At 52.8% G+C, this 19397-nt stretch carries 16 protein-coding genes; 9 read left to right on the forward strand and 7 right to left on the reverse strand.

Annotation, left to right across the window (positions count from 1 at the left end; genetic code table 11):
- Nucleotides 1-149 precede the first annotated feature (149 nt).
- Genes dnaN through QF010_RS03270 form a run of 3 tightly spaced genes read left to right on the forward strand, consistent with a single transcriptional unit; the run spans nt 150 to nt 3170 of the window.
- The gene (gene dnaN, locus QF010_RS03260; protein ID WP_429380420.1) at nt 150-1253 is read left to right on the forward strand and encodes a DNA polymerase III subunit beta; all 1104 of its coding nucleotides are present in this window, start codon (nt 150-152) and stop codon (nt 1251-1253) included.
- A gap of 20 nt (nt 1254-1273) precedes the next feature.
- A complete protein-coding gene (locus tag QF010_RS03265; protein WP_429380418.1) occupies nt 1274-2821 on the forward strand; it encodes a sigma-70 family RNA polymerase sigma factor in 1548 nt (515 codons plus the stop codon).
- A gap of 4 nt (nt 2822-2825) precedes the next feature.
- Nucleotides 2826-3170, forward strand: a complete 345-nt coding sequence (locus QF010_RS03270; protein WP_429380416.1) for a hypothetical protein — start codon at nt 2826-2828, stop codon at nt 3168-3170.
- On the opposite strand, the gene QF010_RS03275 is transcribed toward QF010_RS03270, so the two are convergent.
- Complete coding sequence (locus QF010_RS03275) at nt 3137-3604, reverse strand: hypothetical protein (RefSeq protein WP_429380414.1); 468 nt, start codon at nt 3602-3604, stop codon at nt 3137-3139. The two genes, QF010_RS03270 and QF010_RS03275, sit on opposite strands and share 34 nt — an antisense overlap.
- A 125-nt stretch (nt 3605-3729) precedes the next feature.
- Here QF010_RS03275 and QF010_RS03280 point away from each other — a divergent pair, with 125 nt between their 5' ends.
- From QF010_RS03280 to recA, 4 genes are read left to right on the forward strand one after another with little or no spacing between them, the layout of a single operon-like run.
- A complete protein-coding gene (locus QF010_RS03280; protein WP_429380412.1) occupies nt 3730-4275 on the forward strand; it encodes a hypothetical protein in 546 nt (181 codons plus the stop codon).
- A 55-nt stretch (nt 4276-4330) separates the two neighbouring features.
- Nucleotides 4331-5323 (forward strand): twin-arginine translocation signal domain-containing protein, encoded by a 993-nt coding sequence (locus QF010_RS03285; protein ID WP_429380410.1) that lies wholly within the window; start codon nt 4331-4333, stop codon nt 5321-5323.
- Nucleotides 5324-5382: 59 nt separating this feature from the next.
- Entirely contained in the window at nt 5383-5685 is a 303-nt protein-coding gene (locus QF010_RS03290; protein WP_429380408.1) for a hypothetical protein, read from the forward strand.
- A 47-nt stretch (nt 5686-5732) separates the two neighbouring features.
- Nucleotides 5733-6782: a recombinase RecA gene (gene recA / locus QF010_RS03295; RefSeq protein WP_429380406.1), complete on the forward strand. Its 1050-nt coding sequence runs from the start codon at nt 5733-5735 to the stop codon at nt 6780-6782.
- A 53-nt stretch (nt 6783-6835) separates the two neighbouring features.
- Here recA and QF010_RS03300 read toward each other — a convergent pair whose 3' ends face one another.
- The 6 genes from QF010_RS03300 to QF010_RS03325 are packed head-to-tail and all read right to left on the reverse strand — an operon-like array spanning nt 6836 to nt 17687.
- Nucleotides 6836-7765, reverse strand: a complete 930-nt coding sequence (locus QF010_RS03300; protein WP_429380404.1) for a chemotaxis protein CheB — start codon at nt 7763-7765, stop codon at nt 6836-6838.
- Nucleotides 7762-14037, reverse strand: a complete 6276-nt coding sequence (locus QF010_RS03305) for a hybrid sensor histidine kinase/response regulator (RefSeq protein WP_429380402.1) — start codon at nt 14035-14037, stop codon at nt 7762-7764. The genes QF010_RS03300 and QF010_RS03305 overlap by 4 nt, the downstream gene beginning before the upstream one ends.
- Nucleotides 14037-14822 carry a CheR family methyltransferase gene (locus QF010_RS03310; protein WP_429380400.1) on the reverse strand — a complete coding sequence of 262 codons (786 nt, stop codon included), beginning with the start codon at nt 14820-14822 and terminating at the stop codon, nt 14037-14039. The genes QF010_RS03305 and QF010_RS03310 overlap by 1 nt, the downstream gene beginning before the upstream one ends.
- Before the next feature lie 2 nt (nt 14823-14824).
- Complete coding sequence (locus QF010_RS03315; protein ID WP_429380398.1) at nt 14825-16810, reverse strand: methyl-accepting chemotaxis protein; 1986 nt, start codon at nt 16808-16810, stop codon at nt 14825-14827.
- 21 nt (nt 16811-16831) lie between these two features.
- A complete protein-coding gene (locus tag QF010_RS03320; protein WP_429380396.1) occupies nt 16832-17311 on the reverse strand; it encodes a chemotaxis protein CheW in 480 nt (159 codons plus the stop codon).
- Nucleotides 17304-17687 (reverse strand): response regulator, encoded by a 384-nt coding sequence (locus tag QF010_RS03325; RefSeq protein ID WP_429380394.1) that lies wholly within the window; start codon nt 17685-17687, stop codon nt 17304-17306. Before QF010_RS03325 ends, QF010_RS03320 begins: the two co-directional genes overlap by 8 nt.
- A gap of 246 nt (nt 17688-17933) precedes the next feature.
- Here QF010_RS03325 and QF010_RS03330 point away from each other — a divergent pair, with 246 nt between their 5' ends.
- Together QF010_RS03330 and QF010_RS03335 are read left to right on the forward strand one after the other, a co-directional pair.
- Nucleotides 17934-18479, forward strand: a complete 546-nt coding sequence (locus tag QF010_RS03330) for a hypothetical protein (RefSeq protein ID WP_429380392.1) — start codon at nt 17934-17936, stop codon at nt 18477-18479.
- A gap of 59 nt (nt 18480-18538) precedes the next feature.
- A complete protein-coding gene (locus QF010_RS03335; protein WP_429380390.1) occupies nt 18539-19390 on the forward strand; it encodes a ParB/RepB/Spo0J family partition protein in 852 nt (283 codons plus the stop codon).
- The last annotated feature ends 7 nt before the right edge of the window (nt 19391-19397 follow it).

A 19397-nucleotide genomic window follows, 5' to 3' on the forward strand; every position in this document is an offset into this window, starting at 1 on the left:
AGTCTCTGTGGAAAACTCGGAGGATAAGTACCCTGATTCGAGCCACGGCGCGGCGCGGCAGGGTTGATCAATAAATAATCAGATCACCTGCTTCTGGCACACCCCTTCTCCCCTAAAAATGGACCAATCCTCACTAGTTGGAGCGGCCCATGAAACTCTCTATCCAAGTCACCGATTTCGCAACTGTCCTAAAGCATGTGTGCCGTGTAGCTCATCGGAGTTCTGGCGATATCTTCGGTCAGGTCCTGCTTGATGCCTCTCATGACGGTTTGGTCGTTTCAGCGCAGAACGGTAAGCAGCAAATTTCACTTTCGCCTGTGGCCTCGGGCTTGTCTGTGGAAGCTCCTGGTGCGATCTGCGTGAATGCTGCGAAGCTTGAACAGGTCATCCTCTCCCTTCCGAAGGACAAGGCTGTCACCATCGCTTTGAAGGACGACAAGCTTCTGATTACCTCCGGACGATCACGCTTCAATCTGGTCACTATTGCTGCGAATGACTTCCCATCCGTTGATTTCCCAGATCAAGAGATCTTGGGTGCGCTGAATGTTGGTGCGGGTGCTCTCCCCACCGCTCTGCGTCAGGTCGGTTTCTGCGCTGGCCGTAATGACGTTCGTTACTACCTAAACGGTGTTCTGTTTGACCTCCAACCCGGCAGCCTGACCCTTGCCGCGACTGACGGTCATCGACTCGGGGTTACCGAAGTTCCTGTCACCTCCGAGCTTTCTGGTCAGTTCATTTTGCCCAGCACCTGCATCGAGGACGTTGCGGGTTTCTGCGGCTCCGGTGCTGTCGAAGTGGCGTTCAGCAAGCAGATGGTTCGCTACACGACCCGTTCTGGTGTCCTGTTTTCCCGACTGGTCGATGGGACGTTCCCGAAGTACAAGAACCTCGTGGCCAACGCCGCGAAGGGAATGCTCGCTCGTGTAGATCGCAATGAAATCGCTAGCGCTGTGGCACGGGTGACGCTGCTATCGGACAGTAAAATGCCAGCGGTGAAACTGACCCTTTCCAGCGACGAAATTTCAATCCAGTCCATCTCGGCAGACGTTCAAAACGAAGCCAACGATGTACTCCCCTGCTCCTACAGTTCGGAACCGCTTGAAATCGGCATGAACGGATCGATGACCACTGAGTTGCTTCGGGCGCTTGGCTCTGACGAAGTCGATCTTTTCTTCAATGACGGTTCTGGCACGCTCTTTACGACCCAAAACTATCCCTCACACAGTTTCGTATTGATGCCAGTTCGGCTTTAAGCCGACACGAGGGGTAGTCCATGAACAACACAGTCCTGAAAACCGAAGTGCTCACCAACGCCGTTGCGAAAGCAACGGCCGTTGGCTTCCGCCTCCCTGCCATGATGCCTTTACTGCCAAAGCTGAGCGACCCCAAGGAGTTGCTTACGGCTGAGCAAGAGCAAGACCTCGGGTATGCCATCATCCTTGGCCAACTCGACCTCCTGCGTGCTTTGGCGGTGGATACAGAGATTGTCCTGTCCATGGTCAACGAGATCTGGGAGGCGATGGGTGACAAAGATGCGGTTAACAAAGCCGTGACACTGATCTTCGCCGACGGTGTCTGGGTGCGCGTTGACGAAATCGCCAACTCTGACTTTGCGGCCCTCACCCGTAAGAAACTGAACGCCATTCAGACGCTGGTCGCCGAATTGAACACCTACGCGACGGATGGGATGGATGGGACCTTGTTTGCTGCGGTGGTGCGCGAAGAGTTGCGTCAGAAGCTATCTGAAATCGTGCCGTACGACTACATCCTGAATCGTGCTGCAGAGCAATTCCGAGTTAAGTGCAAAAGCCTCAATCTCCTGTGCAAGGACCTGGTCGAATACATCACCGCCGAGGTCCGTATTCCGCGTAAAAAGGTAGAAGGGATCGTTTCCGGTAACTGGACTTCACCCAAGCTCATCTCCTCCCTACTGCAGTCTGGTGGCTATGAGTTGAAGCTCTATCCACCAGTGGAGATGCGCCGACTGCGTGCTGGGATCATCGACCGTCAGAACAAGATCATGGTATCGGCAAGCACCGGCCAGGCCCCAGCAGTTGAGCTCCTTGCCTCCTGGTCTGCGTTCGGGCGATTCGATCGGCAGGTCAAGGCGTGTGTTGGGCTGTTCGCGCAGGCCAACTTCCGCCTGGTGGAACGGATGGTTTATCAATACAAGTTTTCTGATCTCGAGGTGGTTCGTTCCGCAGCGAACATGGGACTTGTCCGCGCGGTATACCGGTTCGCACCTGAAAAGGGTTTCAAATTTTCGACCATCGCAGTCTCGTGGATTCAGCAGTCGATTCTGCGCGACCTGAACCAACAGGAAATGATTCGTCTGCCTGACGGTACACATCAGGTTCTGTCGAAGCTCAAGGCCGCTCTGAGCGAGCATCCAAACGCATCCCTTGAGTCCCTAACTGAGATCACAGGCTTGAAGGAGGAGGATGTTCGCAATCTGATGTACCACGTCGGTATCGGCAAGCCAATGTCCTTGGATAGCACCTTCCAGGAAGGCGGTTCGTCGGAATCGGATGGCATGCATGAAATGTTGGCCGATACCAACAACTGTTTCGTCGATGAAGTGCTGGAGGAGAACGCGAGCGACTACATCAGTGGTGTATTGGCAGGCGTCCTGGGAGAACGTGAGTTGTTTGTAGTGGTAAACCGGTTCGGAATCGGAGATGCCGACGCCAAGACCCTGGAAGAAATGTCAGCGATCATGGGGTTGTCTAAAGAACGCGTCCGTCAAATCCAATGCCAGGCATTGGAGAAGCTGCGTGACAGCGAGTTCGGTGATGGCTTGTTTGACTTGTGGGAGGAATAACCAGATGAAACGTATGCCTCAACGTGGCGCAGATATAGAAATCTTCGGTGTGCTGGCCACCTTCATCGCCGGCGCAAACATGTCTGATGGTGATGTGCAGTTCACGGTCAGGGCTTGTGCTTCGAATGTCCGCCTTATCCAAGCCCAGGCAGAAACGCGTGGGAAAATTTGCGTCGTGGTCGGAACCGAGATCGTTCAAATCTCAGCCTTGGTTTGCACCTGGCGCAATTGCACCGCCGGCGCTCTTTACGATGAAGACATGATGTTGGGCCAAACGGAAGATCACTATAAAGCCTCGGCAGATGCACGAGGCTTTCAATTACTGCTGTCGCGGCGCAACAGAGTTTGAGCTCGGTCTTTTTGGCGTTGCGAGGCTTTTGAGTCATCCAAAATGAGTTTCGCGTATTCAGTGACCCCCTCGAAGTCGCCAACGACCTTGAGCTGGGCGGCGATTTTCAAGTTCATTTCCACATCCTCGTTGTCAGGAAGATCCGGTACGACCGGTGCTTCCATCTCCACTACGGGTAGTTCCTCCTCCAGTTCTGGATTTTTTACTGCCTGCGCAATGACCAATTCCTCCGCCTGGCGTGCTGGTGACAGCGCCGGCATCGCTTTGTACCGGTGTTCGGTTTCAACAGGCTTTGCCTGTGCATGGTGGTCGATCTCGCGTCCCTCGGCAGCCTCTCTGGGAGTTGCGAAGGTATCCATGTGGGTGATCCAGAGGAAGGCCCCAGCAACGACGGACAGTAGCAAACCAATAAGCCAGATGTAGTTGGATAACACGCGCCAGATCTCCAGAAGCTGATACCCCTAATAGTGGGTAGTGACTGACCCAATTTGAGTCTTTTGAACGCTAGTGGCACGTCCGGCCTTGCGGATACTGAGCGCATCTACTGGAGAAACTACTCATGACATCCAAACAGCAATCGACAACTCAGACTTTAGAAATTCCGGTCAATCTCAACGGAGTGCTTCGCGTAAACGTGCCCGCTCATCTTAACCCAGAGGAATTTCGTGCGCTGGCGCTGCAGCAATTCACTCAGATGCTGAATAGTCAGATTGGCATGGGCGAATCAGGTGAGGCCACTTTCAATTTTGAAGCCGACATTTGGAGCACCGACGGACAGGCGAATGTCGCCGATCTACTCTTTGATGTTCAGCACGACTTGAACCTGAATGTAACCGGCGCAGCGGTCGCTCTTCGGCCCAAAAAAGGCGAGTTCGGGGCCAACCGATACTTCTCCCGCCTGGCGGCCTATGTCACGGAAGACGATGTCTACATCACAGCGCGCAATCCACAAAATGACCTCGAGCGAGTATTGGTTTCTGTTCGAATGGATTCAGCGGTGCCTACTGTCCATGTGATGAATCCGGCGACCGATGATCTGGGGTCACCGGAGCTCGCTCCTCTTTTCAGCGTCCCCTACCCGGGTATGTCGAGCATGCTGAATTGATAAAAAGGAGCACTCGATAGCCACTATTAAGGTAGAAACCATTCAGGAGCCTAAAGTGGATTTATCTCGCCGGGAATTTGTGAAGCTATCGACCGTCGTTGCCACGGCGACTGCTACTGGTCTGGGTCTCCATACTGATGAGGCAAAAGCGATTACCGCCTCGCTTGCGACCTTGCTGGTGATCGACCCGGTCACCCTTTCATATATGGTCTTTGGGCCATGCTGCTATTTCTGCCCGGACAAGCTGATCGTCAGTCACTACCAGCCAGTAGCGCTATGCGAGGTGATCAAAGGCGGTGGTGACACGGCCCTTGGTCAGCCCTTTGGTGGATTGTTAAGCGTCGGCGTGGACAACAACGACTACACGTCGATGCATGTCCGAATCTGGGAGTTACCAGAATGGGCCATTGACACGGCCATGGCCTATCAGAGCTGTAAGCTTTGCGGTGTTGAAAAAGCCAAGTCGCCGAATGCCACGGCCATTGGCATGCTGGATATTTGTGGTGCGGGTGCGAATATCCTGCTTTCCCAGGCGCTGAGCAAATTCAACGCAGCGCTGCCAGGCTGTTTTCCAAAACTGCTCTACGACACTGAACTTGACCCAACATGGAACACAGGATGTCGTGATATCGGTATTGCTTCTGCGCTAGGCGCCTTGACCTGCAATGCCTTCACATCCAACGTCCCAATCTTTGGAACCGAATTGTGTATCGGCACCCAGTGGGGCCCTCTCTACCCGCGGCAGATGGCAACCCCCCAGGACAATGCTGCAATCGCGGCCGGGATTGCGGCCTACCGGGCCATTCATGTAAGCGGATTCGCGGTTGGGTCGTTTCCTTTCAATGCCTCCATGCAAGTGGGAAAATTGCAACAAACCTCACCAGGTGTAACGGTCGGATTCCAGCCGGGCAGCTTGATGCTCGATACGCAAATGCGCCTCTACCCTGTGTCGCTTGAACAGATCTACACCTTTGTCTGGTGGGTGCCAGTTACCTGCTGTAAGGATTGGGATGAGATCATGGGTATGTGTACTCCTACAATTTGCTGAGTGCTTCTGGCACGCCCCCTCCTCCATAGAGTGGTCCTTGTATTAACGAGGACCCACTCATGCAAAGCTCCCAAGTTCGCACCACCCCGCTGCTCCGAAATTTTGCGACCAGGCTGGACGACGCCCGAATTCAGGTGACCACCAAACTTGGATCGCAGACGGTCGTCCGCGCTGATTTCATCCCGACGCTTTTCCCCTCTGATGCCACCTTGCAGCATGACTTTCTGATGGAGCTGGCCCTTCGAACCAACCCTGGGGCGATCGGCATCCTAAAGGACATGGCTGACCGCTGTATTGACGATCAAGCAATGGCAGTACGGGAAATTCTTGAAGACGGTTCTGGCACACGCCTTTCAAATTGATGATTTGTTCAGCGCAAAAACGCGCCCATAAATCCGAGGATAGAACGATGGACGAACAAAAGAAGAAAGCCCTGAGCGCAGCCATGGGCCAGATCGAGAAACAGTTTGGTAAAGGCGCCGTGATGCGGATGGGTGACCAAGAACGTGTGGCCATTCCATCAATCTCGACTGGCTCCATGGGCCTGGATCTCGCTTTAGGCATCGGCGGGTTACCGAAGGGGCGCATCGTTGAAATCTATGGGCCGGAAAGCTCGGGCAAAACCACCCTGACGCTTTCTGTGATCGCCCAAGCGCAAAAGGCCGGCTGCACCTGTGCGTTCGTTGACGCTGAGCACGCACTGGACCCGGAATACGCCGGCAAGCTGGGCGTGAATGTCGACGATCTCCTCGTGTCTCAGCCTGACACTGGAGAGCAGGCATTGGAAATCACCGACCTACTCGTTCGTTCCAATGCCGTAGACGTCATTATCGTCGACTCTGTGGCGGCACTCGTACCGAAGGCCGAAATCGAAGGCGAGATGGGCGATATGCACGTCGGCCTGCAGGCCCGTCTGATGTCCCAGGCCCTACGTAAAATCACCGGTAACATCAAGAACGCAAACTGCCTGGTGATCTTCATCAACCAGATCCGTATGAAAATCGGTGTGATGTTCGGTAGCCCTGAAACCACCACCGGTGGTAATGCGCTGAAGTTCTACGCATCGGTTCGTCTGGACATCCGCCGTACCGGCGCAGTGAAGGAAGGCGACGAGGTCATCGGTAGCGAAACCCGTATCAAAGTGGTGAAAAACAAGGTCGCCTCACCTTTCCGGCAGGCTGAGTTGCAGATCATCTATGGCAAGGGCTTCAACAAGGCCGGTGAACTGATCGACCTCGGCGTCGCCCAGGGATTCGTGGAAAAGGCAGGAGCCTGGTATAGCTACAACGGCGAGAAAATCGGTCAAGGGAAGGCGAACTCTGCGAAGTACCTTGAGGATAATCCCGAGGCGGCACAGACGCTCGAAGCCAAGATTCGTGCTCATGCATTGAAGCTGGTCGATGCCCCGACTCCCGAGCGAGCCAATGCCGAGCACGAGGAACTCGAAACCACTGAATAAACAAAAAGGCCACTTCCAAGGAAGTGGCCTTTTGTTTGTGCTGCCCTAATCCATTACTGCGGGTACATGTTTTTCAACTCTGAAGCCAGGGCTGCTGGCTCTGCAGAAATCTGCACTGCACCCGTCAATCGCGCCGAGTCAGGCATACCCTTCGCCCCGCATGATGCCTGATCTTGGGCCATGATCATCTTCGCTCTACCCTTGACCGCTCGAATGCCGGCGGAGCCATCAAACCCCATGCCCGAAAAAATGATCACGCCTATTCTCCCCGGGTGGCAGGCGAAGATCGATCGGATCACTGCATCAATGGATGGGTTGAAACTCAAGTCAGTTGTGATGTGTTGCTTGAGTTCGATGATACCGCCGCGGATGTCCACGGTCTTATCCCTGGGGATTAGAAAAACCGTGTTGGGTTTTACCTTCGCACCGTCGGCAGCAACCTGGACTTCCCATCCCTTGGCAACGTCAACCAGACGATCGAGCATCTGCCCGAAGGCATTCTCTGAGATGTGTTGAGCGACAAAAATAGTTATGGGGAGCACTGGCAGGACTGTAAAGAATTCACGTAGTGCCTGTGGCCCGCCGGCACTTGAGCCGATGATCCACGCATCGGGGACATGCTTGTTGTCAGCCTCATCCTTTTTTGAATCCAACTCACTAGTAAGGTCAGGCAGAGATTTCCGGATTTCCTCGACGGTCCGATTGCGCCAGGAGATGCGATCAGCCTGGCTCATCGCGAACAGATCTTTTTCGTGCATGAGGCAGATTGGCTCATCTCGCCCCATCATTTCCATCACGTCGGAGCAGCCGACGATTGCAGGATCGCTCATATCAATAATGAGGATGTGAGCATCAGTCGTGTGCAGGGTGCCATTTCTGATGCTCGTGAGGTCGTACTCTTTCAAAGGGCCAACCAGAGGGCTAAGCAACTGAGTGAACAAGGCCTTCTGAACCTCGTTGGTGCTTACGATTCCGACTCTCATACGGTGACCTCTTTTCGGACGGTTTGCGGCTTAACTTTCAAAACGGCTTGTTCTATTTTTTCGAAGTTACAAGGTTTGTTGACGTACACGTTGACGCCGGCCTGATACGCCTTTTCTTCAAGGCCTGTACGAGTAGTAACCATGATGATCGGAACGTCTTTGTATTCTTTGCGGCTACGGATTTCTTTTGTGAATTCGAAGCCGTTCATGCGCGGCATTTCAATGTCGACGATTATCAGTTCTGGCATACGCTCGAGAGGGAGTTGCTGCATTGCATCTTCACCATCCCGAGCAGTGACGACGATGTAACCCATGTCGGTCAGGTAGCGCTCAAGGAGAGTTCTGTACTGGCGCGCGTCATCAATTACGAGAGCAATCGGTTTCTGCTCGCGCTTCACTGACCGCACGCGGTTCTGACGTACCTGGTATCCGTTTGGACCTGACTTGAGATTGAGTCTGGCCAGCTCCATCACATCCAGTACAAAGACAGGCGTGCCGTCCTGCTTTTCAGTCTCACCAACTATCCCTCTGGCCTGCGAGAGAATACCCTCGAGTTTCCTGATGTGGATCTCTGGCATTGACTCCACCTTCTCGACTTCAATTGCGAACCGTATATCCCCCTGCTCGCAAAGGATGAGTGTCGAGTGGGTTTCACGATCGCTAGGTGATCGCAGGTCAGGCATAGCGATCAGGTCCGCCAGGTTCACAACCTCGTAATGCGCGTTGTCATGCTCAACTGTCGCCTTACCAAATTTCGCTCGTTCACGATTGATCTCGGCAGTGTCGGTCATGATGACTTGCGTCATAAAGTAGCTTGGGATTGCGAACCATTGTGAACCGGAGCTGCACATCATGGCGCGGTTTGAGCCGATGGTGAATGGCAGTTCTACGGTAAATGTCGTTCCCTTTCCCTGCACACTGTCGATGATTAATTGGCCACCGAGATTGTCTACCGCCGCTGCGACGATGTTCATTCCGACCCCACGACCTGAAACGTTCGTCACAACAGTTTTGGTTGAGAACCCACTGCTGGTGATTAGATGCATGACTTGTTTATCAGTGAGGTCATCGTGCTCAGTGATGATTTTCTTCTCGATCGCCTTCTTGCGCACAGCGCTAACATCGATGCCGCGGCCGTCGTCTTTGACCGTGATAACTACATGTTTGGCTCTACGGTGAACCGTGATGTCTATGGTGCCAGTGGCTGGCTTTCCAGCTGCAACACGTTCGGCTTTTGTCTCTATCCCGTGGTCAATAGCATTTCGAAGGATATGAGTCAGTGGTTCCGAGATTTTGTCTTGGATCATTTTGTCCATGATCACGTCACCGCCGATATAGTTGGCGCTGACTTCTTTCTTGGTTTCCGTGCATGCCTGCTGGATAGCTCGGTTCAGGTTTGGCCTTATGTTTATGAACGGTACCAGGCGTGAATCGAGTAGATCGCGCTGTAGTCCACTGATGAGCAGACCTTGATCCCGCAAGGCATTTCGTTTTTGCAACGCGAAGCCATAAACCTCGGCTACGGCACCAAGAATTTCGTCGATTTGCGCCCCGAGTGCGACGTGCATAGCAGAAAGGTTTGTGAAGCGTTCCAGGTAACCATCATCACCTCCCGCCGAGTTGTTCCGAGAAGTAGGCTGTTGGTTGAAATGGCCACGCAAGGCTGTTGTGAATTGACCGTGCTGGAGGCTGTGAACTTCCAGCATTTCTCGAATTACAGTCATGCCCAGGATCTGATCTTCATTCAACGCGTCGACGCGGTGTCTTACCGCGGTCAACTCGCTGGCTGACTCTCCTGCGTTTTCAAGCAGTTTCAGATCGACCTTCATCTTTTCAGTAGGCATGAGGGTTTGTTTTTTGGTAACAACGGGTTCTATACAGCGCTGGAGCATGTCCAGAACGGAGCGACTCTGTACCTTCTGATAAACCCTTGCTTCATCGAGGCTCTCAATTGAGAAGCGGCGTTCGAATGACTCTGTAGCTTCTTTGGTCTGAGCGTCGACCACAATGGAGACAGGTGCGGGCAGCTCGGAGACTACTCTCGATTCCGGAAAAAATTCCGCATGCGAAATCTTTTCGGGACTGGCAGGCTCGGTTTCATGTACCGCGGGAATAAGCGTATTTACCGAGGATGACGTGTCCCCGCTCACAGAACCATTCTCAACGTCCGCAGCTTCAGCTTGCTCCATACCTGCAGGCAGCCGTTTTGCTCCACCCTTTCCTCGACCGCCTCTTGCCCTTTTACGGCCGGTTGTTGGGTTCTCAGCAGCGTGACCGGTGGTAGCGATAGCCTGAGGACTCCCCTCCCCAACATCATCGTTAGGCGCGGTTACATCGAGGACCTCGACTGCCAATTCAGACGAATGCTGCGGTTGCGAGCTAACAGGTGTGATCGAGGATGATAGGTACGAGAGATCAATCTCGTTGGAGTCCTCCGCATGCTTCAAGCATGCAATCAAGGCAGTTGGAGACTCGTACGCAATCCCTTGACGCATGACGCTTGTCATTTCAAGGATTGTGTTCAACACAATTCTTACCAGCTCAGCACATTTCTGATCAGGTTCGATTAGGTTAAGTGAGATGCTCTCGAAGAGACTTTCCATGGAGTGAGTCATTGCACCGATCGAATCAGCTTCTGCCATCAGTGCCGCACCCTTCAGGGTGTGCATTTGCCGTTTGATGGTAGCAACCAACTCAGGGTCATTCATGTTCCCCAGCCAGGCACTCACATTAGCCTGTAGTTCAGGTAGGACGTCATCTGCCTCATCAATGTAGAACTCGGCAGCCGTGGCGCTGTATTCAGGCTGTTGAACCGCTGCCCCCTTTTGCACTGCTATCGCTGGATGTTCTTCAATGCCTGCGCTTGGTTCGACGAGATCAGCGTCGGAAGTTTTCGCATGCGAAATGTTTGGCTCAGCGGATGGTTCTTCCGCAGCCCCCCGTTCTGCCTCGACCGACATTTCTTGAGAACCGAGTATTGCATTTGAGCTCGTGGGCTCTTGCAAATAGGTAAGGTCGATTTCATTGGAGTCCACTGCGTGCTGCAGGCAGTTGATCAGCGAGATTGGTGTTTCATAGGCGATTCGCTGACGCATGACACTGGTCATGTCTTGAATGGCGTTGAGTACAAGCCGCACCAAATACGCACATTTCGAATCGGGCTTAATGATGGCTAAAGAAATGCTTTCAAATAAGCTTTCCATTGAATGGGTAATGGTAGCAATGGCCTCGGCTTCAGCCATCAGCGCAGCACCCTTTAGGGTGTGCATTTGTCTTTTGATGGTTGCGACAAGCTCTGGATCATTCATGTTCCCAAGCCAGGCAGTTACATTTTCCTGCAGCTCGGGAAGGACATCGTCGGCCTCCTCGATATAGAAGGTAGCCATTTCGTCGCTGTACTCACGAACCGGCAATGCAGCGATTGTTTGAGCGGGCACCTCTTGAGGGTTGCTAGAACCTTCATCCGTTTCAACCGATACCGCTTCAAAAGATTTCGCATGCTGAATCTTTTCTGGGATCGGGCTCTGAATGTTGATCACGGTGTTGTCGTGCTCAATCTCTTCCTCGGCAAGGACAGACGTAGTCGCGGATTCTATGTCCTCGAAAACCGCGTGTTCATATCCAGCGCCAATGGCTGTGGCAATCTCTTTCCAGTTCTCATACAGCGGTGACTCTACAACCCAAGGGAAGTCTTTCTCGAAGTCACCAAGGTCAAGAAGCAACAGGCTCAGATTCAGTACGTCGAGTTCATCCATTGGTTCCGCTTTATCGAGGAACACCTCCAGGCGAGATTCAATGATCCCGTAGATCTCGTGTAGGAGTGCGCAATCCGCTGAACCAGATATGCCATGAATCGTATGGGCAGCTCGGCATACATCACGAGTCACAACCCGATTTGAGGAATCAGTGAACTCAAGGAGGACAGCCTGGTAGATCTTGAATTCTTCTCTGAAGATCTCAATGAGCCCAGCATCAAAATCGTCGGGGATCGGGCGATCCCGTGTTTCGCTATCTAATTCACCTTCAAGAACGATGGCAGCCTCTGGCAGGAGCGGCCCCGCTTCAGTCGATTCCAACACGGTCGTGTCAACGGTGGTTTGGGCGATCGATGGATCAGCACTCGCCAGGAGAGCTGTTTCCAGGTCCTTGGTGAAGAGAGAGACCCTTCCGCGAGCGGAGTATTCATCCATACACTGCAGGCACACCTCGATGCCTTGCTTAATCTGTTCCTGCGCGCCGGCGAAATCAAAACCCTCCATAGCCGAAAGGCCAGTTACCTTATCGGCGTAAGTCGCCAGTGCTCGGGCGATACGCGAGAAGTTTTCGAAGCCATACATCTTGGCAGCGATAGAGAGTTTGTCCGCAGACTTGAAGAGCGCATCCATTGCCGCGCGCTTTCGGATCTCAGGGGAGGAGTGCGACTTTTCCAAAGTAGCCCTGATCTCATTGATCTCAGACAGGAATGGGTTTTCCTCGTCGATCAAATGCCCAGCTTGGTCTTCAAATTTTTTGATGAGTTCGTTTGTGTTGACGGTCTCAACGTGGGCGATCTTGATGCCTAAATCAGAAAGCGATTGCTCCGACTTCGTCAAAAGGTCCGGCGAAGGCTCAAGGTTCTCTTTGATTGAGGTCAGATAGATTTCAATAGCCACCATGGCTCTGGCTGCGAGAGCAAGGCTTGGAGAGTGCTGTATTGAACCTTGGTTAAGCATATTGATGAAAGCTTGGCAGGCCCCATTCATCAATATGCTGACCTGCTCGGCTCCCACAAACGCCAAGGCCGCGGATGCCTGCTGCAAGCTCTGCAAGCCTTCCTTCAGGTCATCAGGCCCAGTTCCCCCGTCAACGTGCTGCGTGATGAGCTTACGGGTATTAGCGAGCGCTGCGAGCCCTTCTGAGACCACGATGGATATTACGTCCGGTTTCACACCGGTAATATTAAGTGCCCGGATAGCCTCATTGGATTCGACGCCATTGATTCGCTCATCCAAAAAGAGGATGTCGGTCAGCAAATGCTCGAGCATTCCTGAGTCGTCAAAGCCGGCGGGGTTATGGATCTGTTCTACTCGGGACAGCGCTTTGGTCGCCACACCGGCCAGCTCGTTTTCGTTGACCATGTAAAACACACTGGTCACGTGCCGCATGGCGGTGCGGTAGCTTTCAAATTGAGTTTCGAAGATGTCCTGGTTTTTGCTAGACCGGGCTCGGCCTAGGGAAACCATTGCTGTTTCGAGCAGTGGTTTCAATTCACCGGCAATGTCGGCAAGTGTGGCGGCTTGAGAACTTTCAATGCGGCTCTGCAGCTGAGCGAGCGATCCGAAGTCAACTGTTTTGCGGACATTGAAGACGGCCAGCGTGTCAGCAATCTCAGTTGAGAGTTTTGTGGACATGCTTAACACGGACAAGAGCGACTTGAAGCGATTGACCCCAAGTGTTTGCTTAGCGCCCTCTTCTCCGTCTGATTCCGCACGCTGAATGGCTACAGACAGCATGCGAAGCTGCGAAAGCGTGTTGCCGGCGCTGCGAATTGCGCCAGATCCGAGCGCTTCTGTCAGGCACTCACCAATCCACCAAAAACAACCCACCTCAGGGTCGTTGGTAACTTCTTGAAGTTCTCGCAAAGTCTCCTTCATCACGGCAAGCGCCGGCTTGCTATGGTTACCAATGTAAGTGCTGAAGGCCTCTCGAAATTTTTTCGGCGCGCGACTGAATACTTCATTACGGGTGGACTGAGCGCAGTCTCGATCCTTGAGTGGGGGATCAATGAACACAAACTCAATGTCCGGTGGCAGTAAATTGTCCTCTTCGAGGACCGGGACGTTACGAATTTCTCTCAGTTCGTTGATTGGCTTGGAAAGAATGCCAGCGCTGTCGGGCGCACCATCAATTATCATTTTGATGTAATTTGGAATCATGAGTAGCCCGCTCAATACAGAGAGCAGGGCCGGTTCAATCTTGACGGCCTCCAATTGTTCCAGGCTGATGTTGTTCAGGATTACTTTGATTTCAAACGCAAGCGCAGCGGCCCCAACGCAACCCACAACAGCCAGCGAAGAATGAATCAGGCCCACCTCGCGAATGAGGGTATTGAATGCCTCGGCCTTGAGATTTTTCTGTTTTTCAAACCATGGCTGCTGGGCGTCACCCGGTGGCGACGCAAGTTCCTTCAACTTCTGGTGATACACGTCCAGGGCTGATTTCGACACATCCACCCCTTTTTGAATTGGTGAACGCAACCATGAGAGGTGGGCTGTACGAAGACTCTTGGACATTATGAGGACCTAACAAATACGTTTATTTGGCTGTTCTGGACGCGAGTCATGGCCGGTGTTCTCCAGCCCAGCGTTTCAGCGGGAGCAGTGATCAGGTATCCACCTACAGCGAGCATCGAGGCGAGACGATTTAGAATCTCGTAGCGTGTTTCCTCGCGGTAATAAATCAGCATGTTTTGCGTGATCACCACGTTGGGTTTTAAAAGCTGTACTGGACGGTCCTGCAGGATGTTGTGCTGCTCGAACTTGACCAGGCCTTTAACCCATGGATGGAATCGCATCCTCTGTTCTGGAAGGGGGCACGCAACGAGGGAGCTGATGTTTGGGTGTTGCCTGTAGATACCGAGCTTCGCTGTCTTGATGCACAAAGCCGAAATATCGGTGCCATGGATATCAAAGGTGTTGTGGCCTGCTGCATAAAGTGCGGCAGCGATGCTGTAAGGCTCCTCCCCCGTCGAACATCCGACAGATAGGATCTTGGGGTGAGAAATGTTTTTGCAGATCTGGACAATCTGCTGTATTGCGGCCGGGGACCGGAAAAATCGGGTTTCATGATTTGTGGCCAGGTGAAGGATCATCGACCAATGTTCTGAATCCAGCAGTCCACTTTTGGCCCGACTCAAAAGCGTCTCAAGCGATTCGCCCAGCGATTCGGAATACCCGGTTAGCGCATTTTCGAAGGCACCCTGCCGGCAATCATCGATCTCAATTGAAAATCGGGACTCGATGGAAGCCAGCCATTCACGAAGTGCAGAGAAGCTAACTTCGGCATCGAGGTCTTCCATCATCAGGCCTTAGCAAATTGAACAATGGTCTCTGACAGGTCCTGCGCTTTGCCATTCACATTGTGGATTGCATTCGCCGTTTGCTCGCTGGCCGCGCTGCTCTCGGTGCTGTAATGCTGGATCGAACCCATAGTGTCATTTACTTCACCCGACTTCGACTGAAGGGTATGTGTCTCCTCTCGCACGCGGCTCATACCTTGAGCCAAGCGGGTCGTCATTTCGTTGATATCACCTAGCGCCTCTTGAGCGGTGTTAGATCGATTACGAAGCGTTTCGGCCTCCCGCTGCAGCAGGTCGACCGCCGATTGCGTTTCACGCGCGGCCTCGTTCATTTGCTTCAACAGCATCCCGATCTCAACCACCGCTTTCTTGGCCTCCGTTGCCTGGCGACCCATTGCTTCGGCGGATTGTGAGATGCCCGCCGAAACCTCTTTGTCACCGATTTTGCCGGCCTGGATTTCTGCGTTGAATGAGAGCAACGCTGACTTTTGCGAAACTTCGCTTACAACATCCGAAATTTTCTCAAGGTTTTGGAAGCTTTCGATCAGGTTCTTGGAGCTGTGTTGGATAGCTGTAGTCTGCTGCTGGAGAGAAACGATGCTGTCGTGCACGCGGGTCACCGCATCGGTGCCAGAGCGAACACGGTCCAGAACGTCACTTGATGTCATTTCGGTGTCGATGGTCAGCTTCTCGATCTGATCAATGAACCTGAGCATTCCGAGGATCAACGCGGTGACATGGTCAACGGCCTTGCCCTGAGCATCTCGGTTCTGACCCACGTTCCTGTCAGTAATCATTGCCTGTTCTGTGGCTGCCGAGAGATCAAGGATAGTTTCCCGGACTTCACTCAGGATCGAGTTAATCTTCCTGAAAACTGTGTTGAGAGCCTTCGCGATTTCTCTCGTTGAGTCATTGTCTTCAGTCAGTACGGTGCTCAATTCGCCGGAGTAAACACGGTGAATTTCGTCCAGCAACGTTTGCAGCTCCTTGGACTTCTTCTGGGTGAGTACTTCCAGATTTCGTCCTTGGATTTGAATTCTGGAGGTCTGGTTGTTGGTGATAGTCCGCATCATCATCATGGCCGCGAAGGCTAGAAGAATCGTTATCGCACCCAACCCGGCGACTGCTGTCGCGCCGTATGCACGGCTTGCGGGAAGTGCCTGGACCGATGCAACCAATGTGGCAGCAGCAGATGAGAGTTTTTCGCGAGAGGCCCAAATAGTTTTCGCATGCGGAATGTTTTCGCTGGCACTGCTTGAGCTATTGATGGTTTTCACCATGAGCCTTTGCACTGATTTTGCGTCAGTGAAGCTCTTACTCAGCTGCGTCATCAACGCCTGTTCCTTTGGAAGAGACGCCCCCATAGCTGACAAACTCGAAACAAACTCGCCAAAACTGGCCTGGGCTGCGCTTAACGTGTCGGTATTGACCCCTGTGTCCATTGCGCTTACGCCGTCTTCCAGTACCGCTACGGCCTTGGTTAGTTGCGCCTTAAGGGCCGGGCTAGCAGATGAGCTTGGCAGTTCAGCCAAAGCCAACTTTGCTGCGCTCAGTGCGTCTTTGGCGACACTCCGGGTTTCAGATAGGTTGCGCGAGAACTCACCAGTAGCACCGCGCTGGCTCAGGATCTGGGAAATGGATGGTGCCAACTCATCCCAGTTTTTCTGAAAAGCCTCAAGGTTACGCAAAATGCTGTCAGGTGCGGCTGGGATGCCGCGGACTGGATCGCCGCTCCGTATTGCTGACAATGCCCGCTCAACTGAACTGTCGAGGCTTTCCAGTTCGGTTGTGTATGCACCGTCTACTGCAGCGCGCTCAGACATATAGACTGCTTGCATGCCTTTGGTTTGGGCGTCGTAAGCCTGGGTGAGCAAATAGTCTTCTTGCTCACTGTTCTTGATGAAGTTGTAGCCGGTGAAAGCTGCGCCGGCACCGGAGAGGAGCAACAGAGCTGCGGTCAGGGGAACTAAGGAGAAATTATTGCTCATGCTTTCCTGTCTCTGGTGTGATCATGTGAGATCGATCTTTTGAATTTTCGAATCGGATGCCAGTGCTTGGATATCGATCAAAGCCCAGGTTCGACTGCCATCAGTGACTGCTCCACAGAAGCACGCTCCGAGTCCGGGAGGGATTTTCATTTCGGTGGTTGCCACATCCTGCAACTCCCCAGAGGGGATGGAACACAGAAGTTCATCCACGACTATCGCCAGGTTTCCTACGGCGGCAGCTCCCTTCACAAAGAGCGCAGAGCTGCGCAATCGTGGGGTTTCGGACCGTGGGATGGAGAGCAGACGTGCAATGTTGATGAAGGGGATGAGCTCTCGACCAAGCTTTCCTACACCCAGTAGCCACGGCTTTGTACCAGGCACCTGAACCAGTTCTTTTGGCACGTCATCAACAGCCAGAAGTACTGTGGATGGGCTTAGGCAATAGGTATCACCGATGCGGTAACCGACGAACTTTAAACGGCCGCTTTCAACGTCATTCATCAAGTAGGTTCTCCAGATCTTCGAGAGCTTTTTTGATGGTTTCGGCAGTGAAAGGCTTCGTCAGGTAGATGTCGACGCCGTACAGTAGGCCTTTTTCCAGATCGAAAGGACTGCTTGCACTGGAGAGCATCGCCAGCGGCTTCTTGTCCCAGTCCTCCCAGGCACGCAAGATACTTACCAGTTTCAATCCATCAAGGTTTGGCATCTCAATGTCAATGAAACAGGCATCGGGGCAGTTTGCGCGGATTACATCAAGCGCCTCATAGCCGTCGACTGCGGTATAAACCTCAATCCCGAGCTTTGTAAGAATGGTTGTGCCGAAACTTCGCATGCCCGCTGAATCATCAACGATGCATACAGAACGGATTTTGGACATTAAGAAACTCCAGTCGTATGCCCTAATAGTGGGTCGCTGGTGGTCCAAATCTGCGGAGTTGACAGCTATGGGGTGGAATTATTTTCCCTGTCGTTATGTTGGTTGCCATCTGATGGAGGGTTTTGGATGGCACCGCGGCAGAACCACAGGAACGCATTCGGGAGTGACCCACGCTTCCTCGAACGACTTGCGAAGCAGGGGATAGCGCTTGGCGCTGAGCCAGCAGCACCTCCGGGTACATCAATAGTGAGCGATACCCCGAAGGGTCCTAGCAATGCAACCAAGCGTTTGCAGAAGGTTCGAGAAGCGAACAAAGAGAGCAGGCAGGATTGCCTGGTCTACGACCCTTTAACCAACACCCTATGTGTCCTCTTCCCAGGCGCGATGTTGCTAAGCCTCAATATCATGTTGCGCCTTCATGATGCTCAAGGCACCGGCCTGAAAAAGACTTGGCAGAAGCGAATCGAGGCACTGATGTATGAGCACAAGGCAATTTATGAACGATGGCGTAATGCGGCCACATACCCAGTAGTGATCGAAGAAATTTACATCACTGCAGAATCAAGCTTGTTGGACCACGAAGCTGTCTCGGCAGGGTGCAAGCCAATCATCGATGCTTTTGTGAAGAACGGGTTCTTGCCTGACGACTCACCCGCGTATGTGGCGCACCCTATCCCGTATACCGAGCGTGGCTCCTCGGCTGGATTACTTATCCGGTTTCGCCCTTCTCCACGGCCTTGGGGGCTAATTCAGGACGAAGCAATTTCGCATGCTAGAAAAATGGTTTCTTGAATTATCTAGGTGCTCAGGTATACCTGTGTATCGGATACACGTTTTGAGCGAGGATACACATGTATCATTCTGACCTGGCCACGCAAGTCACCTTGGGTATCGACAAGGTGGTTACTGAATTGCGTCAGGTACCGGTAGATCAGATCCAACCTGGTCTATGGCAGCAACGAACTTTTTTTGCTGAAAAACCGCTTATTGAGCTCGCATCCAGCATGGTGAAGTCTGGCGGGAACCTTACGCCGATCGTTCTTGTACCGAATCATGACGGTAGCTACAGCATCATCTCAGGTGAGCGTCGTTGGCGGGCAGCCCAGATCAATGGCTTTGATACGCTCAAGGCTCTTGTAGGGCGCTACACCTTTGAGCAGGCATCGTTCATCGCCGCTGCTGAGAATCTTCAGCGGGAAGATTTAAACCCGATTGAGGAGGCGAACTCGTACTTTGCGATGAAGCAACATGCTGGACTGATGGATGAGCAGATTGCTAACGAGTTCGGCAAAAGCCGTTCGCATGTCTCCAATTACATCCGCCTTCTGTCTCTGGACTTTCAGGTTAAGGATGCCTTGATTCATGGGAAGCTCTCATTTTCGCAGGCTCGACCTTTATGCACGCTTGAGCATCATTTCCAGCAGCGGAGGATCGCGGTTGAAGCGATGCAGAAGGACTGGAGCGCACGGCAGATAAGCGATGCTGTGTCCAAGATCATCTCCACTCCCAAGATCAAGGTCTCAGTGAAGGCAGATGTGGATATCCAGCGACTCGAGCGTGCAATTTCAGAGTCTACAGGCCATCCATGCAAGATTGAGAAAACCCCAAGGGGGCAGTGGAAGATAGGGTTGCTCGGAGGTAACGATGAACAATTCATGGGTCTTCTTGAGAAGCTTGGGGTTGAAACGGATATGGATTTGTAAAACTGAG

This window comes from Pseudomonas silensiensis, assembly GCF_050434865.1.
Lineage (GTDB): Bacteria > Pseudomonadota > Gammaproteobacteria > Pseudomonadales > Pseudomonadaceae > Aquipseudomonas > Aquipseudomonas fluorescens_W.